Source organism: Sphaerisporangium sp. NPDC049002 (genome assembly GCF_040649355.1).
Lineage (GTDB): Bacteria > Actinomycetota > Actinomycetes > Streptosporangiales > Streptosporangiaceae > Sphaerisporangium.
In genome coordinates this window covers 1-16100 of sequence record NZ_JBEZFH010000178.1, presented here as the reverse complement: position 1 = coordinate 16100, position 16100 = coordinate 1, and the positions used below count along the sequence as shown (strand labels likewise).

The following is a 16100-nucleotide window of genomic DNA, read 5'->3' as shown; positions in this document are numbered from 1 at the left end:
AAAGCCCCCTGCTGGACGTGCGGCTGTTCGCCAACCGGTTCTTCAGCTCCGCCATGGGCGTCGGGCTCCTGGCCGGCATCGTCATGGCCGGCACCACCCTGCTGTCCAGCCTCTACCTGCAAACGGTCCAGGGCCTCGGCCCGATGAACGCCGGCCTGTGGCTCCTTCCCCAGAACATCGCCATGGTCGTCGGCTCCATGGCCGCCCCCGCCCTGGCCCGCGCCATCCGCCCCGCCTACGTCATCGCCGCCGGTCTGATCGTGGCCGCGGCCGGCCTGATCATCCACACCCAGGTCCCCGTCACCGGTGGCCTGCCCTACCTCATCACCGGCCTGGTCCTCGCCTCCTTCGGCATCGCCTTCCCCATGTCCCTGACCATGAACCTCGTCATGGGCGCCGTACCCCCGCACAAGGCCGGCTCGGTCGCCTCCATCAGCCAGACCAGCGGCGAGTTCGGCGTCGCCATGGGTGTCGCCGCCCTGGGCAGCCTGGCCACCTTCGTCTACCGCACCGACCTCGCCGGCGACCTGCCCGCGAACCTGCCCGCCACCGCCGCCCACACCGCCACAGAGAGCATCACCGCCGCCCTGGCCACCGCCCAGAACCTCACCGGGCGACTCGCCACCGACCTGGTCACCACGGCCCAGACCGCCTACACCACCGGCCTCAACACCGTCGCCGCCGTCGGCGCCGCCATCTTCATCGCCCTGGCCGTCATCTCCGCCACCATCCTGCGCAACACCAACCAGCCCACCACCCCCGACCAGCCCACCGACGAGGAGCCCACCTCCGTCACCGACCAGACCGCACCCGCCCACCAGCCCACCCCGGCCGCCGTGACCACCACCCACAACGACCACGCTCCCGCCAAGGACGACCACCCCGTCCTGACCGCCATCGACTGATCCCCCTCACCCCCCAACAGGAGCCGGGCAGCCACGGAACCACCCGTGGCGGCCCGGCTCCTGCCGTGTGCGCGGCAGACCTTTGACAAAAATCTGGTTTACGTACAAAATTGTTTTTGCGATGAGAGACATCCTGTACCTGGAACAGATCGAGCAGGCCGAAGCCCTGCTCAAGCCGCAGCGCATAGAGGTGTTGCGGCAGCTCGCCGAGCCGCGCACGTGCGGTGAGGTGGCGGCACGGCTGGAGCAGACGCCGCAGCGCGTCTACTACCACGTCAAGCGCCTGGTGGAGGCGAGCCTGGTGGAGCAGGTGTCCGAGCGCCGGGTGCGCGGCATCAACGAGGGCATCTATCAGGCCGGCGCCCGTTCGTACTGGCTGTCGCCGGGCCTGGTCGGCCGCATCGGCCTGCGCGCGACGCGGGACGAGCTGAGCCTCGGCTACCTCCTTGACCTGATGGAGGAGGTCCAGGCCGACATCGCCGGGCTCGACCGCGCCCGGCCCGAGTTGCCCTCTGTGGGGGTGTCGGGGGAGATCCGCGTGCCGCCCGAGCGCCGCCAGGAGTTCCTCAACGATCTGCGGAGCACGCTGCAAGACCTTTTCACCCGCTACGGCGGCGCCGAAGGCGACGCGTTCAAGCTGGCCGTGGCCTGTTACCCCAAGGGAGAGCCCCGTGAGTGAACCGATGACGCTGCGCGCCCGGGTGGCCGTGCCACTCAAGGAGGTCCATTACGCGCTGACCGACCCCCAGGCGCTGCGTACCTGGCTGGCCGAGCACGCCGAGGTCGACCTGCCCCACCGGTACGAGTTCTGGGGACGCTACACCCCCGACGGCGAGCGGGGCCGGCAGCGCCTGCTCCACGTCGACGACACCACGCTGCGGTTCTCCTGGCTGCTGGGCGGTGAGGAAACCACCACGGAGATCCGCCTTTCGGAGGAGAGTTCCGGATCGACCATCCTGACGCTGTCCCAGAGCCACTTCGACTTGCAGGACGCGATGACCGGCAGGACCATTCGAGGCGTCCTGCAGACGTTCTGGTACCTGGCCACCGCCAACCTCGTCGATTATCTGGAAGGCCGAGAGCTCACGCCGAAGTGCGACTTCACCTCTTCAGAGCTACGAGGGTGGTCGTCCATCGACGCCCCACGCGAGGCGGTGTTCGGCTCGCTCGTCGACTCCGAGCAGGTCACCAGGTGGTTCGGCTACCGCGTCGAGATCGAGCCGTACGTCGGCGGGCGCTTCGCCATGGGAGGCTTCGAGGCCGGTCAAGCCGCGAAGATCATCGACCTCGATCCCGGGCGCAGGCTGTCCACCGACTGGGCGGAGACCGGCATCACGACCTGGGAGCTGGAGGACTCCGGCGGAGGGACGCGGCTCACCTTCATCCAGAGCGGGTTCGACACCGAGCGCCCTCCCTACGCGGGCTGGATGGGCTGGCTCAGCGGGATGGCCGAGCTGCGCCGCTACCACGAGCTGAGCGACTGGAGCCCGATCTGGCTCGACAATGACGCTCCCGAAGGGGCCGCGGCGACCGGCTGACCGCCGCCCCGCAGGGCGGATCCCCCGGCGAGCGCCGGGGGATCCGCTGAGCTGTGTGCAGGTCAGGGGCGCGTGGTCTCCAGCTCCACGGTCTCCTCGACGGTGATCGGTTGGGCCGTACGGAGCGAGGGGTCGAGCGGGCGCAGGTAGGTCTGCCGCACGCCGGGCACCCGGTCCTCGATGACGAAGGTGGCCCTGGTGTACGCCTCGGACCCGGGCGTCTGGACGTGCGGCAGCACCCGGAAGTCGGCGGTCATGAGGTCGCGCTCGATCTTCGTCATCACGTAGCCCCGCTGGTTGTTGTAGAACTTCAGGTGCGGGTTGATGGCGAGGTACGGGTGCGCGGCCGGGTCGGAGTCCGCTCCGTTGCCGCCGGTGCTGATCGAGGTGGCGACCAGCTCCGATCCGACCGAGGGCCCGGTCGGGTCGTCGTAGTCGAGTTTCAGGTCACTGGCCCAGTGCGCGTGGACGTCGCCGGTGAGCACGACGGGGTTGCGCACCTTCGCGTCCACCCATCCCTGGGTGATCCGCTGACGGGAGGCGACGTAGCCGTCCCAGGCGTCCTGGCTGGTCACCTTGGCGGGCCCGGCGTTGTTGTCGCGCTGCGCGAAGAAGACCTGCTGGCCGATGATGTCCCACTGGGCGCGGGACTCGCGGAAGCCGTTCAGCAGCCACTCCTCCTGCGCGGCCCCGGTGATCGAGCGGGCCGGGTCCACGGCCGCCGGGCAGTCGTCGTAGCCGTCGCCGCACCCCTGGTCGTCGCGGTACTGCCGGGTGTCGAGCATGTGGAAGGTGGCCAGCCGCCCCCACCGGATCCGCCGGTAGAGCTGCATGTCGATGCCGCGCGGGATGGAGGCGCGGCGCAGGGGCATGTTCTCGTAGTACGCGCGGAAGGCGGCCTCGCGGCGGGCGAGGAAGTTCGGCTCGGGCTTCTCGGGCACCTCGTCGGCCCAGTTGTTGTCCACCTCGTGGTCGTCCCAGACGACCAGCCAGGGCGCCGCGGCGTGCGCGGCCTGCAGGTCGGGGTCGGCCTTGTACTGCGCGTGCCGCTGCCGGTAGCCGGCCAGCGTCTCGGTCTCGGGGCCCTCGTGGTCGCGGACGTTGCCGCCGGGGATGGTGTAGGTGTTCTTGGTGTACTCGTACTGGTAGTCGCCCAGGTGCAGGACGAGGTCCGGGCGGTCCTCCGCCAGGCGCCGGTACGAGGTGAAGTACCCGTGCTCATACTGGGCGCACGAGACGAAGGCCATGGCCAGCGCCCCGACGTAGGACTGCGGGTGCGGCGCGGTCCTGGTCCGGCCCGCGGGCGAGACGTATGGTCCGACGCGGAAGCGGTACCAGTACTCGCGGTCGGGGGACAGGCCGTCCACCTCCACGTGGACGCTGTGACCCCATTCGGGCGCGGCCACCGCCACACCCGCGCGCACCACGCGCCGGCACCGCGCGTCGGCGTACACCTGCCACAGCACGGGGAACGGGCGCGAGGGCATGCCGCCGAGGCCGTCCTCGGCGAGCGGTTGCGGGGCCAGGCGTGTCCAGATGACGAAGCCGGTGGGGTCGGGATCGCCGGAGGCGACGCCGAGCGTGAACGGGTCGGTGCGCAGGCCCCTTCCGGCCAGGCTCTGCGCGGTCTCGGCGGCGGGGTCGGGTTCGGCGAGTGCGGTGGTCGCGGGGATGGTGGCGACAGCGCCGGCGGCCAGTCCTGTCACGAGGAACGATCTTCGGTCGAGGTGCGACACGGGAGCTCCCAAGGCGATCAACGGTGTGGGACGCTCGTAGCCTCGCCAACGATCATGACTCCTCGGTTAACACCACAAGTCATGAAAAAGGCGACATATTCCATCTAGGACGCCCATTCCGGCAATTTCCTACCATCGCGCTTGTAATGCACCGCCGTCACCTGCGGAGCAAGGGCGCGGACCCAGGTAAACGCACGTTACCGGTGTTCTCCGGTCGGTATCGCGCGCCTGGCCGCACGGCATGTTTCTCGATATGACCTGCAGTTCTTTACTGATATGTCTGGGCACGGAGCGGCGGTAGGTCTGGGCATGGAGCGGCGGCCGGCTCCCGCTCATGACGAGGATCCGGCCGCCGGGGACGGCTTCCCTGCCAGGAAGAAGCTCGGGCTAGCCCTTGTAGGGCCATTTCCGCTCGTTGGTGTCCCCCGGGCCCCATCCCGACGCCATTTCGCGGATCTCGTTGCGGGAGGCCAGAGGTTCGTACGAGCGGCTACCGCTCGCGATGTCTCGCAGCTTGGACGACGGCTGACGTGCTTCCATCGGTGTTACCCCCTCTGCTGGGGCGGGAAATCGGAACGTGCGATGGCACCTTGAACGCCGGGGAACGTGCCCCACGAGACCGCCCTAAACATGCCGGCGTGTTATGTGGGCCGCGTCACACGAACTCGGATGGCCGGATGGCGATTAACGGCTGTCGTCCGAAAAATCCATCGCCTGGTGAAGAGCGGAGGACTGGTCCACACCTCGTGGCCGTCCGCCCAGGCAAAGTCCGCGCCGCCGAGGTGACCTCCCGTACGCCCCAGGGTGTCCTGCCCGCTCAGGTCATCGAGCGGGTGGGTCCGCATCCCTTGGACCGGGCAAAAATGCAGGTACGGATCCGGTGTAAAACGTACGGATCGACATTGCTGTTAACTCAGAATCATTTGATCGTGTGCTCATAATCATTGCCGCTGTCTGACTGTTCTCCGCCCTTATCCGTGTTCAGCCATTGGGTACTCTCTGAGCGGTCACATTCAGTAATCATCGCTGAGCGGAAGGTCTGTGAGTGGACATCTGCGGCGATGATTCGTACAGGGAGAAGTCACACATGATTCGCCGTCTTCTGGTCATTTCGGCATGCGCTGGCATGGCCGTCATCGCTCCCGCCGCCATGGCCTCCGCCGACGCGGCCAAGCCAGCGAAGATCGCCAAGAGCGCCAAGGCCGACTGCTGCCCCTGTGGCCCGGCCGTCGTTCCCACCGCGATCGTTCCCGCGGTCGTCGGTGCCGGGTGCGGCCTCGGCGGGGGCTACGGCCTCGGCGGGGGCTACGGCCTCGGCTACGGCGCCGGGTACGGCCTCGGGTACGGCCTCGGGTACGGCGGCGGCTACGGTCTCGGGTACGGCGCCGGTTACGGCGGCGGCTACGGCTACGGCGCCGGTTACGGCAGCGGGTACGGCGGCGGCGTCGGGTACGGAGTCGGCGTGGGCGGCGGCGGCGGCCGCGGCCTCGGCCTCGGCCTCGGCCTGGGTCTTGGCCTCGGCCTCTGACTCGCGTCATAGCGAGAAAGGCGGCGCTCCCCGGACTTCGGCCCGTGGCAGCGTCGCCTTTTCGCGTGTCAGCCGGTACGGCCGGCCGGGTGGCCGACGGTACCGGCGTCAAGAATGCTCGATCACCTAAGGGCTAGCGCCCAAGGGGTCCGTTGGTAAGCGGTCCCGTTCCCAGATTCGGGCTCGGTGCCTGGGCGCCGAGCCCGGGGATCTGACCGGCGATCACCGGTGCCGGGCCGCCCAGCCCAGCCTGGACGGGCTCCTGGTGCAGAGGACGCGGGCCGGGGTGGGGCCCAGGGTGAGGGCCGGGACGCGGGTGCGGGTACGGATGCGGGTATGGGTACGGGCGCGGACGCGGGTACGGGTAGGTGTACGGATACGGATATTGATACGGGTACGGGTACGGGTTGACCACGTAGTTCGGCGGGTACGGCCAGCCGCTGGGGGTTCCGCCGTTGATGGGGACGCAGTCGTACTGCGGGCAGGGCGTCGTGAAGCACTGCTTGGGCGAGTACACGCAGGTGTAACCCGGCGGACACGTCACGTCGCCGCATCCGACTCGCGAGCACGCGAGCTCCGACGCGGAACTCGTGGACGTAGTGGCGGCCTCGGCCTGTGTCGCCGAGCCGGTCGATGTGAAGTGAGCCGCGTCAGCCGACGCGGCCGATCCATAGAACGACAGCCCGGCCACGATGGCCGTGGCGACAAACGCTATTCGGATCTTCATGAACCTCGAATTCCCTTCTTGAGCTCCCGGCTGAATCCACCGGAGATTCCGTAGATTCCGTGAATTCATGGGACATCTCGTGCACAGGCCTCTCGACCTACCGAGATCATCGCATTCAGGGGCCGCTTTTCACCGGTGGCGACGGCATCGCCGAGGTCAGGAAACAGTCAGGACGGCGGCGCGAACACACGTCCGCGCCGCCGTCCTGATCGTTTCCGATGAATCCGCTCGACTACCACTCGCTTTCGCGAAACACGGTCGTTATTGTTGACCTATTGGCGTGGATTCGCCGATTTATCATGAACATTGTGATCTTTAAATAATTTGTCGGTCTAGGGCGATTTCCGGGCGAGGCCGCGACGAACAGCCGCCTGGCCCCGACCCGGTCCGACTGCCGGCCCCCGACCACGAGGAACCCCGCGAACAGGACCGCGTAGGCGCTGACGACGCAGGAGTCGAGTCCGCCCGGCTCGGTTTCGCACTGCCCGCAGGCAGGAAGCACTGAGCACTGCCAATGACGGGCGTCGCCGACGTAGGGTTTGAAAGCGAACTGGGAGGTGCGGCCGGTGGTCCGCTTTCCGCGGGGTGGCGTCAGGTCCGAGCCGCGGTAGGGGGTCTCTCGTGCCACGCCGCCTGCTCGGCGGCGCCGACAGCGCCGATAGCGTGAGGGGAACGAGTCGGATGGGTTTGGAGGTCGAGAGCCGGCCGTCCGATTCACCGTACATAGAGCGGGTGTGGCGGAGCAGCAGCCATGACGTCGACCGGATGACGTCGATCGCGACGGCGCATTGGGACCTGGTCTTCTGGGAGCACCGCGGTCAGGTGAACGTGGTCGTTCAGGGGCCGGAGTCGAGGGCGAGCGCGGCCCCCGTCCCCGAAGACGCGACGTTCTTGGGGATCACGTTCTCACTCGGCACCTCGATCCCGCACCTTCCGATCAATCGGCTCGTCGACGGCTTCGCGGAGATCCCCGATGCCACGCGCAGATCGTTCTGGCTGAAGGGTTCGGCCTGGCGCCTTCCCGACTACGACAATGCCGAGGTGTTCGTACGGCGGCTGGTGCGTGAGGGCGTTCTGGTCTGTGACCCGATCGTCGCCGCCGTGCTCGGCGGCGCGTCGCCGGACGTGTCCGAACGCACCATCCAGCGGCGCTTCGTGGCGGCGACCGGACTCACCCGCGGCGCGATCCGGCAGATCAATCGTGCCAGGCAGGCGACGGTCCTGATCCAGGAGGGTGTGCCGGCCCACGACCTGGTCCATCGGCTCGGATACTTCGACCAACCGCACCTGGCGCGGTCGCTGACCCGTTTTATCGGGCGGAACGTCACGCAGTTGAGCGGTCGCGATCCGTCGGAGCCACTGTCGCTTCTGTACAAGACCTGAGCGCTTGTCCGCGCCTAACCTCCCAGTCGCAGCCATCATGCCCGGCTCCGGCCAGGCACCGCCCTGCGACAGTTCGACGGAGTTCCGGCTGGAGCGCTGGAGTTCGATGCCGTACGGAGAACGCCGATCGGCTCGCCCGCTCCTCCACTGCCGGTCTTCAACGAGGAGGTCATCATGAGGAAGCTGATCGTGTCCGAGTTCGTCTCACTTGACGGAGTGATGCAGGCTCCGGGGGGAGAGCCGGGTTTCCGGCACGCCGGCTGGGTGCTGGAGCGCTTCGCCCCCGAGCATGACACCTACCGTTACAAGGAACTGCTTGAGACCTCTGCCCTGCTGCTCGGGCGTGTCACCTACGAGGGGTTCGCCGCCGCCTGGCCCGGGGTGACGGGCGAGTTCGCCGACCGCATGAACGAGCTGCCCAAGTACGTGGTGTCCAGCACGCTGCGCGAGCCGCTGAACTGGAACGCCACCCTCCTCAAGGGCGACCTGACCAGCGAGGTCGAGGCGCTCAAACGCCAGGATGGCGACCGCCACCTCTTCGTCCACGGCAGCCGCTCGCTCGCCCAGGAGCTCTTGAAACGGGGCCTCGTGGACGAGCTGCGGCTCATGGTCTTCCCCGTCGTCCTCGGATCGGGTGCGCGCCTGTTCCCCGAATCGCCCGACCAGACGGCGCTGGAGCTGGCCGAGAGCCGCGCTCTCGACTCCGGCGTGATCGCGCTGACCTACGTCCCCAAGTAACCCTGAGAAAGCCTGGAGATCAGCCATGAACACCATCACCTCCAAGGACGGCACCCCCATCGCCTTCGAACGGCACGGTGAGGGGACGCCGTTGATCCTCGTGTACGGCGCCACCGGACACCGGGAGTTCATCTCGCTCGGAGCCCAGCTCGGCGGCCTGCTCGGCGCGACCCACACGGTCTACGCGTACGACCGCAGGGGTCGCGGAGGTAGCGGCGACACCGTCCCCTTCAGCGTGGAGCGCGAGATCGAGGACCTGGCGGCGCTCATCGCCGAGTCGGGCGGAACGGCCAACGTCTGCGGCTTCTCCTCGGGCGCGGTGCTGGCCATGGACGCTGCCGCCGCCGGGCTGCCCATCACCCGGCTGGCCCTGTACGAGCCCCCGTTCGTGGTCGACGACGCCCGCCCGGCCGTGCCCGGCGACTACCTGGAACGCCTTGACGCGTACCTGGCCGAGGGACGGCGTGGCGAGGCCCTGGAGCTGTTCTTCACCGGGCCGTGCGGCATCCCCGCGGAGTTCGTCGCCGGGATGAAGGCCGCTCCGATCTGGCCCGAGCTGCAGAAAGTCGCCCCCACCCTCGCCTACGACGGCCGCTTCATGGCGGACACGATGACCGGCCGCCCCCTCCCGCGCGACCGCTGGTCCTCCATCTCCGTCCCCACTCTCGTGATGTACGGCGGGGCGACCGAACCCTGGCTGGTGAACGCCGCCCGCGCGGTCTCCGACCTTCTCCCCTCGGCGAGCCTGATGGAACTGTCCGACCAGACCCACGATGTCGCCGCCGAAGCCCTGGCCCCCGCACTGACGGCCTTCTTGGCCGACGGAGAGCGCGCCTGAGCCCACAGAGCCGGTCAGGAGGCGGTGCAGGTGAGGGACGGTGTGGCGGCGGTGCCGTTGGCGGTGAAGCCGAAGGTGGTGGCGGCGTTGCCGGAGAGCTTGCCGTTCCAGGATTCGTTGCGGACGGTGACGTTCGCTCCGGAGCCGGAGCGGATGCCGCTCCACAGCTGGGTGATGGCCTGGGATCCGGGCCAGCTCCAGTTGACCGTCCAGCCGTTGATGGCGCTGTCGCCGGCGGTGACGGTGACGGTGGACTGGAAGCCGCCGGACCAGGAGTTCACCGTCTGGATCGTGGCCGCGCATCCACCGGGTACGGGCGTCGCGGTGGGCGTCGGCGTCGGGGTGATGGTCGGGGTGGGCGTCGGGGTCGGGGTCGGGGTCGGAGTGGGGCCGGTTGGCGTGGGGGTCGGGCTGGAGTCGTTGAGGACCGGAGTCTGCCAGTCTCTCCACTCGGACAAATTGCCCTGAGCCTTGGACGAGATCCTGATCGCGCCGGGAGCGTTGCCCGTCTTCAGCAAGAACTTCTGGATGGTCTGCTGCAGAGGGGTCCGCCATTCGGGCCTGTTGGCGCAGTGGTTGCCGTCCTGGATGTCGGACCAGTAGGTGATGTTGTCTCCCGCGCCGAGCGCCTTGTAGACCTCCGCGCCGCCCAGGGCCGCCACGCTGGCGGACTTGGGACCCAGGTTGGCGATGTGGGGATTGTCCATGATGAACAGTCCTCGTGGTGCGACCATGGCGACCATTTCATGGGTGTCCACCGGCAGTCTGGTGGGGCTGCCCGTGAAGGAGCCGAACGCGTCGCCCAGCCATGGTTGCTCTCCGTAGGCACTGCTCAGGCTCTGGGCCCCTTCCCCGGGAATCCCGCGGAAGATGGGGACACCGGCGCTACCCGACTCGATGGGCATGGTCAAAGCGATGCGCTGGTCGAACGCCCCGATCACGAAGGCGCCCTTTCCGAATCGCGAGCACCCGGTGACGCCGGTCGCGTCGGCCTTGAGGATGGTGCCGTTGGACTGTTCGATGACGTCGATGATCCGGCTGACGCCCCAGGCCCAGGCCATGAGCAGCCCGGTGCTGCTGGAGGAGCCGTAGATGCTGTAGAACGCGCCTTGCTTGTTGTTGCGTGGCGTGCCCTCTTTGCCGACCGCGTAGGGGTCGTAGTTGATGACGGCGGCACCGGCCGCTCTGATGGCGGCGGTGTCGGCGCCGAATCCGCCGAGCACGACCACGGCCGGGAAGGGACCGGTGCCACTGGGCAGTTGGACGCTCGCCGAGAAGCTGGAGCTCTTGCCGTTGTTCGACACGTTCACCGTGATATTGGTGCTGGAGACGGTGCCGGTGACACTCGCCGGCTTCGCGGGTTTCTCGCCGTAGACGAACTTCTCCGCCAGCTTCTTGATCTCTTCCCGCCGGCACCGCCAGTCGGACTTGGTGGAGATGCGTGTGCCGTCCAGCTTCTTGAAGGGATCGGGAAGCTTGGCGTTGGTGGGCAGGGATCCTTGGTCGGGCAGGCCGGGCACCGCGCAGTTGGCACCGTCGTCTTCGACACCGGCCGCAAGAGGCGCGGCGGCCTCGGCGACCACTACCGATACCGCTCCAGTGGCCGCGAGCGTCGCCGCCGCCACCAGCGCGACGACCGTCGAACGGATCTCAGAGCGGCCCAATCTGTTGATCATCAGGGCTCTCCTTCCGGGCAGCGTGATGGAAACGCCGATCGATGATTCACGGACGCCGAGTACGTCAGGCGTCGAGCAAGATCGTGCAGAGCGCCCGATACCGCTCCGACGCTCGGCTCTTTTCTCCGGCCACCGCTTGTCGACCGCACCCAGTGTGAGAAACCCAATGAAATGTGTCAACGATTGAGCTGAAACATTTCGGAGTCAAAGGCGCTCTGATTAGCCTTGACTAGGGAATATGCACAAGGCGGGGATTTGAAAGTTTCGCCTCTTCGCAGTCGAAGGGCGACTACCCTGTCTGTTCCGGCTCTCGTCCCGAAACTTTTTCGCGTGACGCGCTGGTCTGTGCTTCGGCAGCGGTGAGGCGCTCGCCGCCGGCCATCCTGGTGAGGGCCGTGTGATGGACGTCGTGCCAGGTCCACGTGGTGCCCAGCCGTTCGTTGGCGCGCCGCAGCACCCGTTGTATCGCCCAGTACGTCATCGGCCGGGACTCGCCGCGACGGCTCCGCCAGATCGGCTGTCCCGGGGCGGGAAGCCCGTCGTTCGCCAGATATCGGCCCAGGTAGCGGAAGGCGTCCGGAGAGGCCGGGATCGGCTGGCGGAGCTTGGTTCTCATGGGGACGACATAGATGAGCTGACCGCCCCAGTCGACGTCCTCCAAGGTCAGCCTGAGAAGTTCGCTCACCCGAGCTCCGGTGCTGACATAGAACGCCAGCAGAGCGCGATCACGATCGCCGCCCATCGCCGCGAAAAGCTCGTCCCACAGCGTGTCGGGGATCGGCCGTGGCGCTCGCCCCGCCACCTGCCGCCGCAGCGGGGCCCGCTGGACGATCGGGACCGGTTCCAGGGACTGACCGGGGGCCAGCACCTGCCATCGCTGGGCGGAGTCGGGAACCGGGTTGGTCGCCGGACCGTTTCCGGACCGGCCATGGAAGGAGTAGAAGCCATGAACGACGGTCAGCGCGTGATTGATCGTCCTCGGCGCGTACCCCTCTCGCGGTGACGGCTCGCCGGTCCTGAGGTTCACCGATCCCGCGGGACCCGGCTCGGACCGCCGATGTTTCCTCTGTGGGTCGCGTGCGGTCCGCAGCCAGGCGACCAGCGTCGCGACCTCGGCCCGGGTCGCCTCCTCCCAGCCGATCTCAAGGCACCACAGCAGCCGGTACCACCGCAGGAGGCCGAACGCGTAGCTTCGGCACGTCAGGGGACTGGCATTCCCGAGCATCAGATCGCGCAGGTAGGCGCTCACAGGCGTGAGTTCCTCCCCGTCGCCGTCCACGACGTGGAACGGCAACCGGGCCGGCCAGTCGGTGACCACAGACCCCGCCGAAGGCACCGGCCACCGCCCCTCCATCAGTGCGCGCCGTACGTCCTCGACCATGTCTCACCCTCCCAACGATGGTCGTTCCGGCCAGACCCGGAACCGGCGGACGGTCGGCCACCTACTCGGGGACTTCATCGCCCGCGAGAGCGGTCGGTTCCGCCGACGCCGTCTCGGCCGGCGCGATGATCACGCTGGGCGCCGGTACGGAGCTCGGCGCGGGGTCCGGTGACGGGTTCGGTGTGGGACTCGGCGCGGGTGTCCTGGGGTGCCCCTGCCCGTCGGCGCAGAGGGGATGGGACTTGTCCGGATCGGACATGGAGGCGTGCGACGGCTTCCGCGCGACACGCCTCATCGTGCCGGGTCTCTTCGAGGCGTCGAGCCCACCGGGGAGGTCCTCCTCCGCCGCAGGAGGAGTGCTGCCCGCCGCGGGCCGGCCGGCCGTGCCGCCGAGGTCGGCCCGGTCGCCGGAATCCGGAGGGCCGCCGTCGAGTCCGGTGTCCGAGGACGGCGACCGCGGCGTGAGCGAGGTCGTGTTCGCCTGGAGGTCGGTGTCGCCGAGCGATCTCACCACCACGGTGGTCACGGCGACGGCCATCGCGCAGCCGAGGACGCCGCTCGCCATCTTGAAGGCCGGTGACCTCGCGAGTCGAGGCCTGGGCGGCGTCACGCCGGCAGGGAAGGCGCGGGGCGAGGGCTCATGGTCAGCGAGCAGACCGGTGAGGCTCGCGAGCCTGCGTCGGCCGCGCTCCTCCCAGCCGGAGCCGTACCCGTCGCGCGCGACCGACTCCAGCTCCGCGAGGAACGCCTCGGCGCTCTCCGGCCGATCCGCGGCCCGCTTGGCCAGGCCGCGCCCGGCAAGGGTCCGCAACGCGGGGGGAACCTGCCTGATCGGAGGTTCGGCGGTCTGGTGCAGGTGGGCGAGCGCCGCGATGCTGCGCGCGTGGAAGGGCCTGATGCCGGTGAGACACTCGAAGAACACGACGCCGGCGGCGTAGAGGTCGGTCGCGGGCGACGCCGGTGACCCCGACCACTGCTCGGGCGCCATGTAGGGGGGTGTGCCGGCCCCGGCGATGCCGTCCCCGGAGTGGACGGCGATGCCGAAGTCGCCCAGCTTGCTCTCGCCGCCGCCCGTCACGAGGATGTTCTCCGGCTTGACGTCCCTGTGCACGATGCCGTTGGCGTGCGCGGCGGCCAGCCCTGAGAGGGATCTCTTCAGCAGGACGAGCGCGACCTCCGGCCCCGTCGGTTCCTCGGAGCGCAACAGGGTCCGGAGGGAGACGCCGTCCACCAGTTCCATGACGACGGCGGCGTGGCCTTGGGCGCTCTCGAAGTACTCGTGGAAACGCACCGTGAACGTACCGTCGAGCAGTCCGAGCGCAGGAGCCTCGTGCCGGAACCGAGAGATGAAGGCAGGGTCGGCGCGGAGGTCGCTGGAGAGGTATTTGATGGCGACGAGCACACTGCCGATGTCGTCGCACGCCATGACGACGCGTCCTGACGCGCCCGTGCCGAGATCGCGAATCTCGGTATAGCCAGGGACATGCCAGTCCCACGTGTTGCTGTCCATGTGGTCTCCTTGTGCGGCCGGTACGACACACCATCCGGCGGTGACCCTGGTGAGGGTGTAAGGAGTGACGTCGTCCGGGGCGATCTCGATAACGCTGCCGAGTAGGCGGGGTCGCTCGTATCGGGTCAGGATGTTCTGCCAGGGGGGCCAGGCCGATGCCGCGAGCAGTGCCAGCAGGAGTGTGCCCGCGATCCACCAGTGCACGTTCATCGTGACTTCCTTCATCGCAGGAGCCCGCTTCCGGGAGTCTGTCGCCGGCGGATGAGGCTCTTGTCGTTCGAATGCCGCGGAGAGTCGCGGAGGTGCCGACGGTCCCCGGGCAGGACCGGCGGAGAGAGCGGCTGCGATCCCCCATCGCAGCCGCTCTGTCGCGGCGTGTGCCTCCCCGCCCCCGAGCTTGCGGGGACGTTCACCGTCCGGACACACCGACATCCGGACGGTCGGCGGCGACATCACCGGCTAACGCGGGCTCCGTCAGCGGTGCTGGCCCCCGCCACCACCGTTTCCGCCGCCATTGTGGCCGCCACCGTTGTGGTCGCCACCGTTCTGGCCGCCACCGTCCTGGCCGCCACTGTTGCCGCCACCGTTGTGGTCGCCGCCGCCGTTGTTTCCGGCGCCGTTGCCACCGCCGTGCTGGCCGCCGTTGCCGCCGCTGTTGTGGCCGTTTCCGCCGCCGTTGTGGTCGCCGCGCTGGCCGTACCAGCGTCCGGGCAGGCCGACGGGCTGGTCGCACCAGTCACCCGGCAGGTCGTACTGACGAGCGCCCACGTAGTACACCGGACGGGTCTGCCCGCAACCGGGAGCGACGTACACGCCCCCGTTCACGATGGACTGGCAGCCGGGCAGGACGTAGGTGCGACCGCCCAGGACGTACCGGTTGCCCGGAGGGTCGTACCGGTGACCACGCAGGCCGTACCAGCGGCCGGGCAGGCCGAGGCCGGTGGGCCGGTCGCACCAGTCACCGGGCAGGGCGTACTGGCGGCCGTCCAGGATGTAGACGGGAGTGGTCTGCGCGCAGCCGGGGGCGATGTACACGCCCTCGTTCACGATGGACTGACAGCCGGGCAGGACGTAGGTGCGACCGCCCAGGACGTACCGGTTGCCGGGCGGGTCCCACCTGTGACCACGCATGACGTGCGCGAAACCGCGCCCGCCGTACCCGCGGCCGTTCGGGCCGTGCTCGCGGGGGCCGCTGTGCGCCCCCTGGCTCGACGCGCTCCCGTGGAGAGCGCTCCCGGCCGTGTGCGCCGCGGCCGTGGTCGCCGCGCTTGCGGGCGTGGTGGCCACAGCCGCGGTGACGACCAGGGCGGACGCGGCGAGGAACCCAGTGACGAGAGTTCTTTGCATCGTCAAGAGACGACTCCTTTTCTTGAGGATGAGACTTGCGGAACGGCGCCAGGCGCCGCCTAGCCGACGTAGCGTCGAGCACGTATCCCGGCCGTCGCCGAGATCCCCGTCCGAGGATCAAAAGCACGGACTCTCGAATCAGGTACGCGCACGGCGGGCATTGTCGCCTTCTTGATTGTCAGCAGATTTTGCTGACAATCTGAAGTCGAACAGATCGAGAGTGTGTACGCCCGCTGCCGCCGCGACGGCGTCCGCCGTGGTGCGACGGCATGTGCCTCGCTTGAGCAACCCGTCGATGCACTGCCTGGTGAGGGCCGCGCGGCGAGCGAACTCGGCCACGCTGGGGCTGCGATGTCCGGACATCAGGGCGCGCAAGAGAGCTGCGCTCCGCAAATGCATCTGTGGCTTACCGGCCATCGTCAACCTCTCCGACGGATCCTACGTCGTCATATTTTGCTGACAACTCGACTGCAGGTTGGACTCTAATCGAATGGGCAAGCGAGCGCAGGGGAATTTGGAAGGTTCCATGCACGTGGGAGTCGTCCTGGCTTCCATCTTGTTGACAGAACGGCTCCTGGTTTCACAGAGGATTGCTCCTCGGCATGAGGCTCTAGCAGCCATCATTGATGCGATCATGCCGAAGAGAAATCGAGGAGCTGACAACCAAATGCCGTCATGGGGCGTGACAGCCGATCCGTCCCCCACCCCTCTGAGCGACCGCATCCGCGACCATGTCAAGGACAAGGACCCCAGCATCCGGACGCTGGCGTTGCGGTCGGTGGATCCTGTCACC

Annotated in this window: 13 protein-coding genes; 7 read left to right on the top strand and 6 right to left on the bottom strand. The window is 68.3% G+C overall.

What is annotated here, in order from left to right:
- The 3 genes from AB0B89_RS27770 to AB0B89_RS27760 form a co-directional block, all read left to right on the top strand.
- The coding region (locus AB0B89_RS27770) for an MFS transporter (protein ID WP_358558716.1) at nt 1–905 on the top strand (905 nt) is incomplete at its 5' end.
- 121 nt (nt 906–1026) lie between these two features.
- Nucleotides 1027–1584, top strand: coding sequence for a helix-turn-helix domain-containing protein (locus tag AB0B89_RS27765; protein ID WP_358558714.1), 558 nt, complete (start codon nt 1027–1029; stop codon nt 1582–1584).
- Complete coding sequence (locus tag AB0B89_RS27760) at nt 1577–2443, top strand: SRPBCC family protein (protein ID WP_358558713.1); 867 nt, start codon at nt 1577–1579, stop codon at nt 2441–2443. Before AB0B89_RS27765 ends, AB0B89_RS27760 begins: the two co-directional genes overlap by 8 nt.
- A gap of 62 nt (nt 2444–2505) precedes the next feature.
- On the opposite strand, the gene AB0B89_RS27755 is transcribed toward AB0B89_RS27760, so the two are convergent.
- Together AB0B89_RS27755 and AB0B89_RS27750 are read right to left on the bottom strand one after the other, a co-directional pair.
- Nucleotides 2506–4179 carry an alkaline phosphatase D family protein gene (locus tag AB0B89_RS27755; RefSeq protein ID WP_358558711.1) on the bottom strand — a complete coding sequence of 558 codons (1674 nt, stop codon included), beginning with the start codon at nt 4177–4179 and terminating at the stop codon, nt 2506–2508.
- A 387-nt stretch (nt 4180–4566) separates the two neighbouring features.
- Complete coding sequence (locus tag AB0B89_RS27750) at nt 4567–4719, bottom strand: hypothetical protein (protein WP_358558709.1); 153 nt, start codon at nt 4717–4719, stop codon at nt 4567–4569.
- A 586-nt stretch (nt 4720–5305) separates the two neighbouring features.
- Between AB0B89_RS27750 and AB0B89_RS27745 the strand changes: the two genes are divergently transcribed.
- The 4 genes from AB0B89_RS27745 (at nt 5306) to AB0B89_RS27730 (ending at nt 9393) form a co-directional block, all read left to right on the top strand.
- Nucleotides 5306–5707, top strand: a complete 402-nt coding sequence (locus AB0B89_RS27745; RefSeq protein WP_358558707.1) for a hypothetical protein — start codon at nt 5306–5308, stop codon at nt 5705–5707.
- Between the two features lie 1492 nt (nt 5708–7199).
- Nucleotides 7200–7817 carry a helix-turn-helix domain-containing protein gene (locus AB0B89_RS27740; protein ID WP_358558705.1) on the top strand — a complete coding sequence of 206 codons (618 nt, stop codon included), beginning with the start codon at nt 7200–7202 and terminating at the stop codon, nt 7815–7817.
- Between the two features lie 174 nt (nt 7818–7991).
- Nucleotides 7992–8555, top strand: coding sequence for a dihydrofolate reductase family protein (locus AB0B89_RS27735; protein ID WP_358558703.1), 564 nt, complete (start codon nt 7992–7994; stop codon nt 8553–8555).
- 25 nt (nt 8556–8580) lie between these two features.
- Complete coding sequence (locus tag AB0B89_RS27730; RefSeq protein ID WP_358558702.1) at nt 8581–9393, top strand: alpha/beta hydrolase; 813 nt, start codon at nt 8581–8583, stop codon at nt 9391–9393.
- A 14-nt stretch (nt 9394–9407) separates the two neighbouring features.
- Here the strand turns inward: AB0B89_RS27730 and AB0B89_RS27725 are convergent, their stop codons facing one another.
- The 4 genes from AB0B89_RS27725 to AB0B89_RS27710 form a co-directional block, all read right to left on the bottom strand.
- Entirely contained in the window at nt 9408–11069 is a 1662-nt protein-coding gene (locus AB0B89_RS27725) for a cellulose binding domain-containing protein (protein WP_358558700.1), read from the bottom strand.
- Nucleotides 11070–11358: 289 nt separating this feature from the next.
- Nucleotides 11359–12450: a tyrosine-type recombinase/integrase gene (locus AB0B89_RS27720; RefSeq protein WP_358558698.1), complete on the bottom strand. Its 1092-nt coding sequence runs from the start codon at nt 12448–12450 to the stop codon at nt 11359–11361.
- Nucleotides 12451–12511: 61 nt separating this feature from the next.
- Nucleotides 12512–14170, bottom strand: a complete 1659-nt coding sequence (locus AB0B89_RS27715) for a protein kinase (protein WP_358558696.1) — start codon at nt 14168–14170, stop codon at nt 12512–12514.
- A gap of 264 nt (nt 14171–14434) precedes the next feature.
- Complete coding sequence (locus tag AB0B89_RS27710) at nt 14435–15313, bottom strand: hypothetical protein (RefSeq protein ID WP_358558694.1); 879 nt, start codon at nt 15311–15313, stop codon at nt 14435–14437.
- Nucleotides 15314–16100 lie beyond the last annotated feature (787 nt).

Coding starts and splice junctions, on each gene's coding strand:
- AB0B89_RS27740 (WP_358558705.1), top strand. CDS start 7,200: ATGACGTCGATCGCGACGGCGCATTGGGACCTGGTCTTCTGGGAGCAC.
- AB0B89_RS27765 (WP_358558714.1), top strand. CDS start 1,027: ATGAGAGACATCCTGTACCTGGAACAGATCGAGCAGGCCGAAGCCCTG.
- AB0B89_RS27730 (WP_358558702.1), top strand. CDS start 8,581: ATGAACACCATCACCTCCAAGGACGGCACCCCCATCGCCTTCGAACGG.
- AB0B89_RS27725 (WP_358558700.1), bottom strand. CDS start 11,069: ATGATCAACAGATTGGGCCGCTCTGAGATCCGTTCGACGGTCGTCGCG.
- AB0B89_RS27745 (WP_358558707.1), top strand. CDS start 5,306: ATGGCCGTCATCGCTCCCGCCGCCATGGCCTCCGCCGACGCGGCCAAG.
- AB0B89_RS27735 (WP_358558703.1), top strand. CDS start 7,992: ATGAGGAAGCTGATCGTGTCCGAGTTCGTCTCACTTGACGGAGTGATG.
- AB0B89_RS27750 (WP_358558709.1), bottom strand. CDS start 4,719: ATGGAAGCACGTCAGCCGTCGTCCAAGCTGCGAGACATCGCGAGCGGT.
- AB0B89_RS27715 (WP_358558696.1), bottom strand. CDS start 14,170: ATGAACGTGCACTGGTGGATCGCGGGCACACTCCTGCTGGCACTGCTC.
- AB0B89_RS27720 (WP_358558698.1), bottom strand. CDS start 12,450: ATGGTCGAGGACGTACGGCGCGCACTGATGGAGGGGCGGTGGCCGGTG.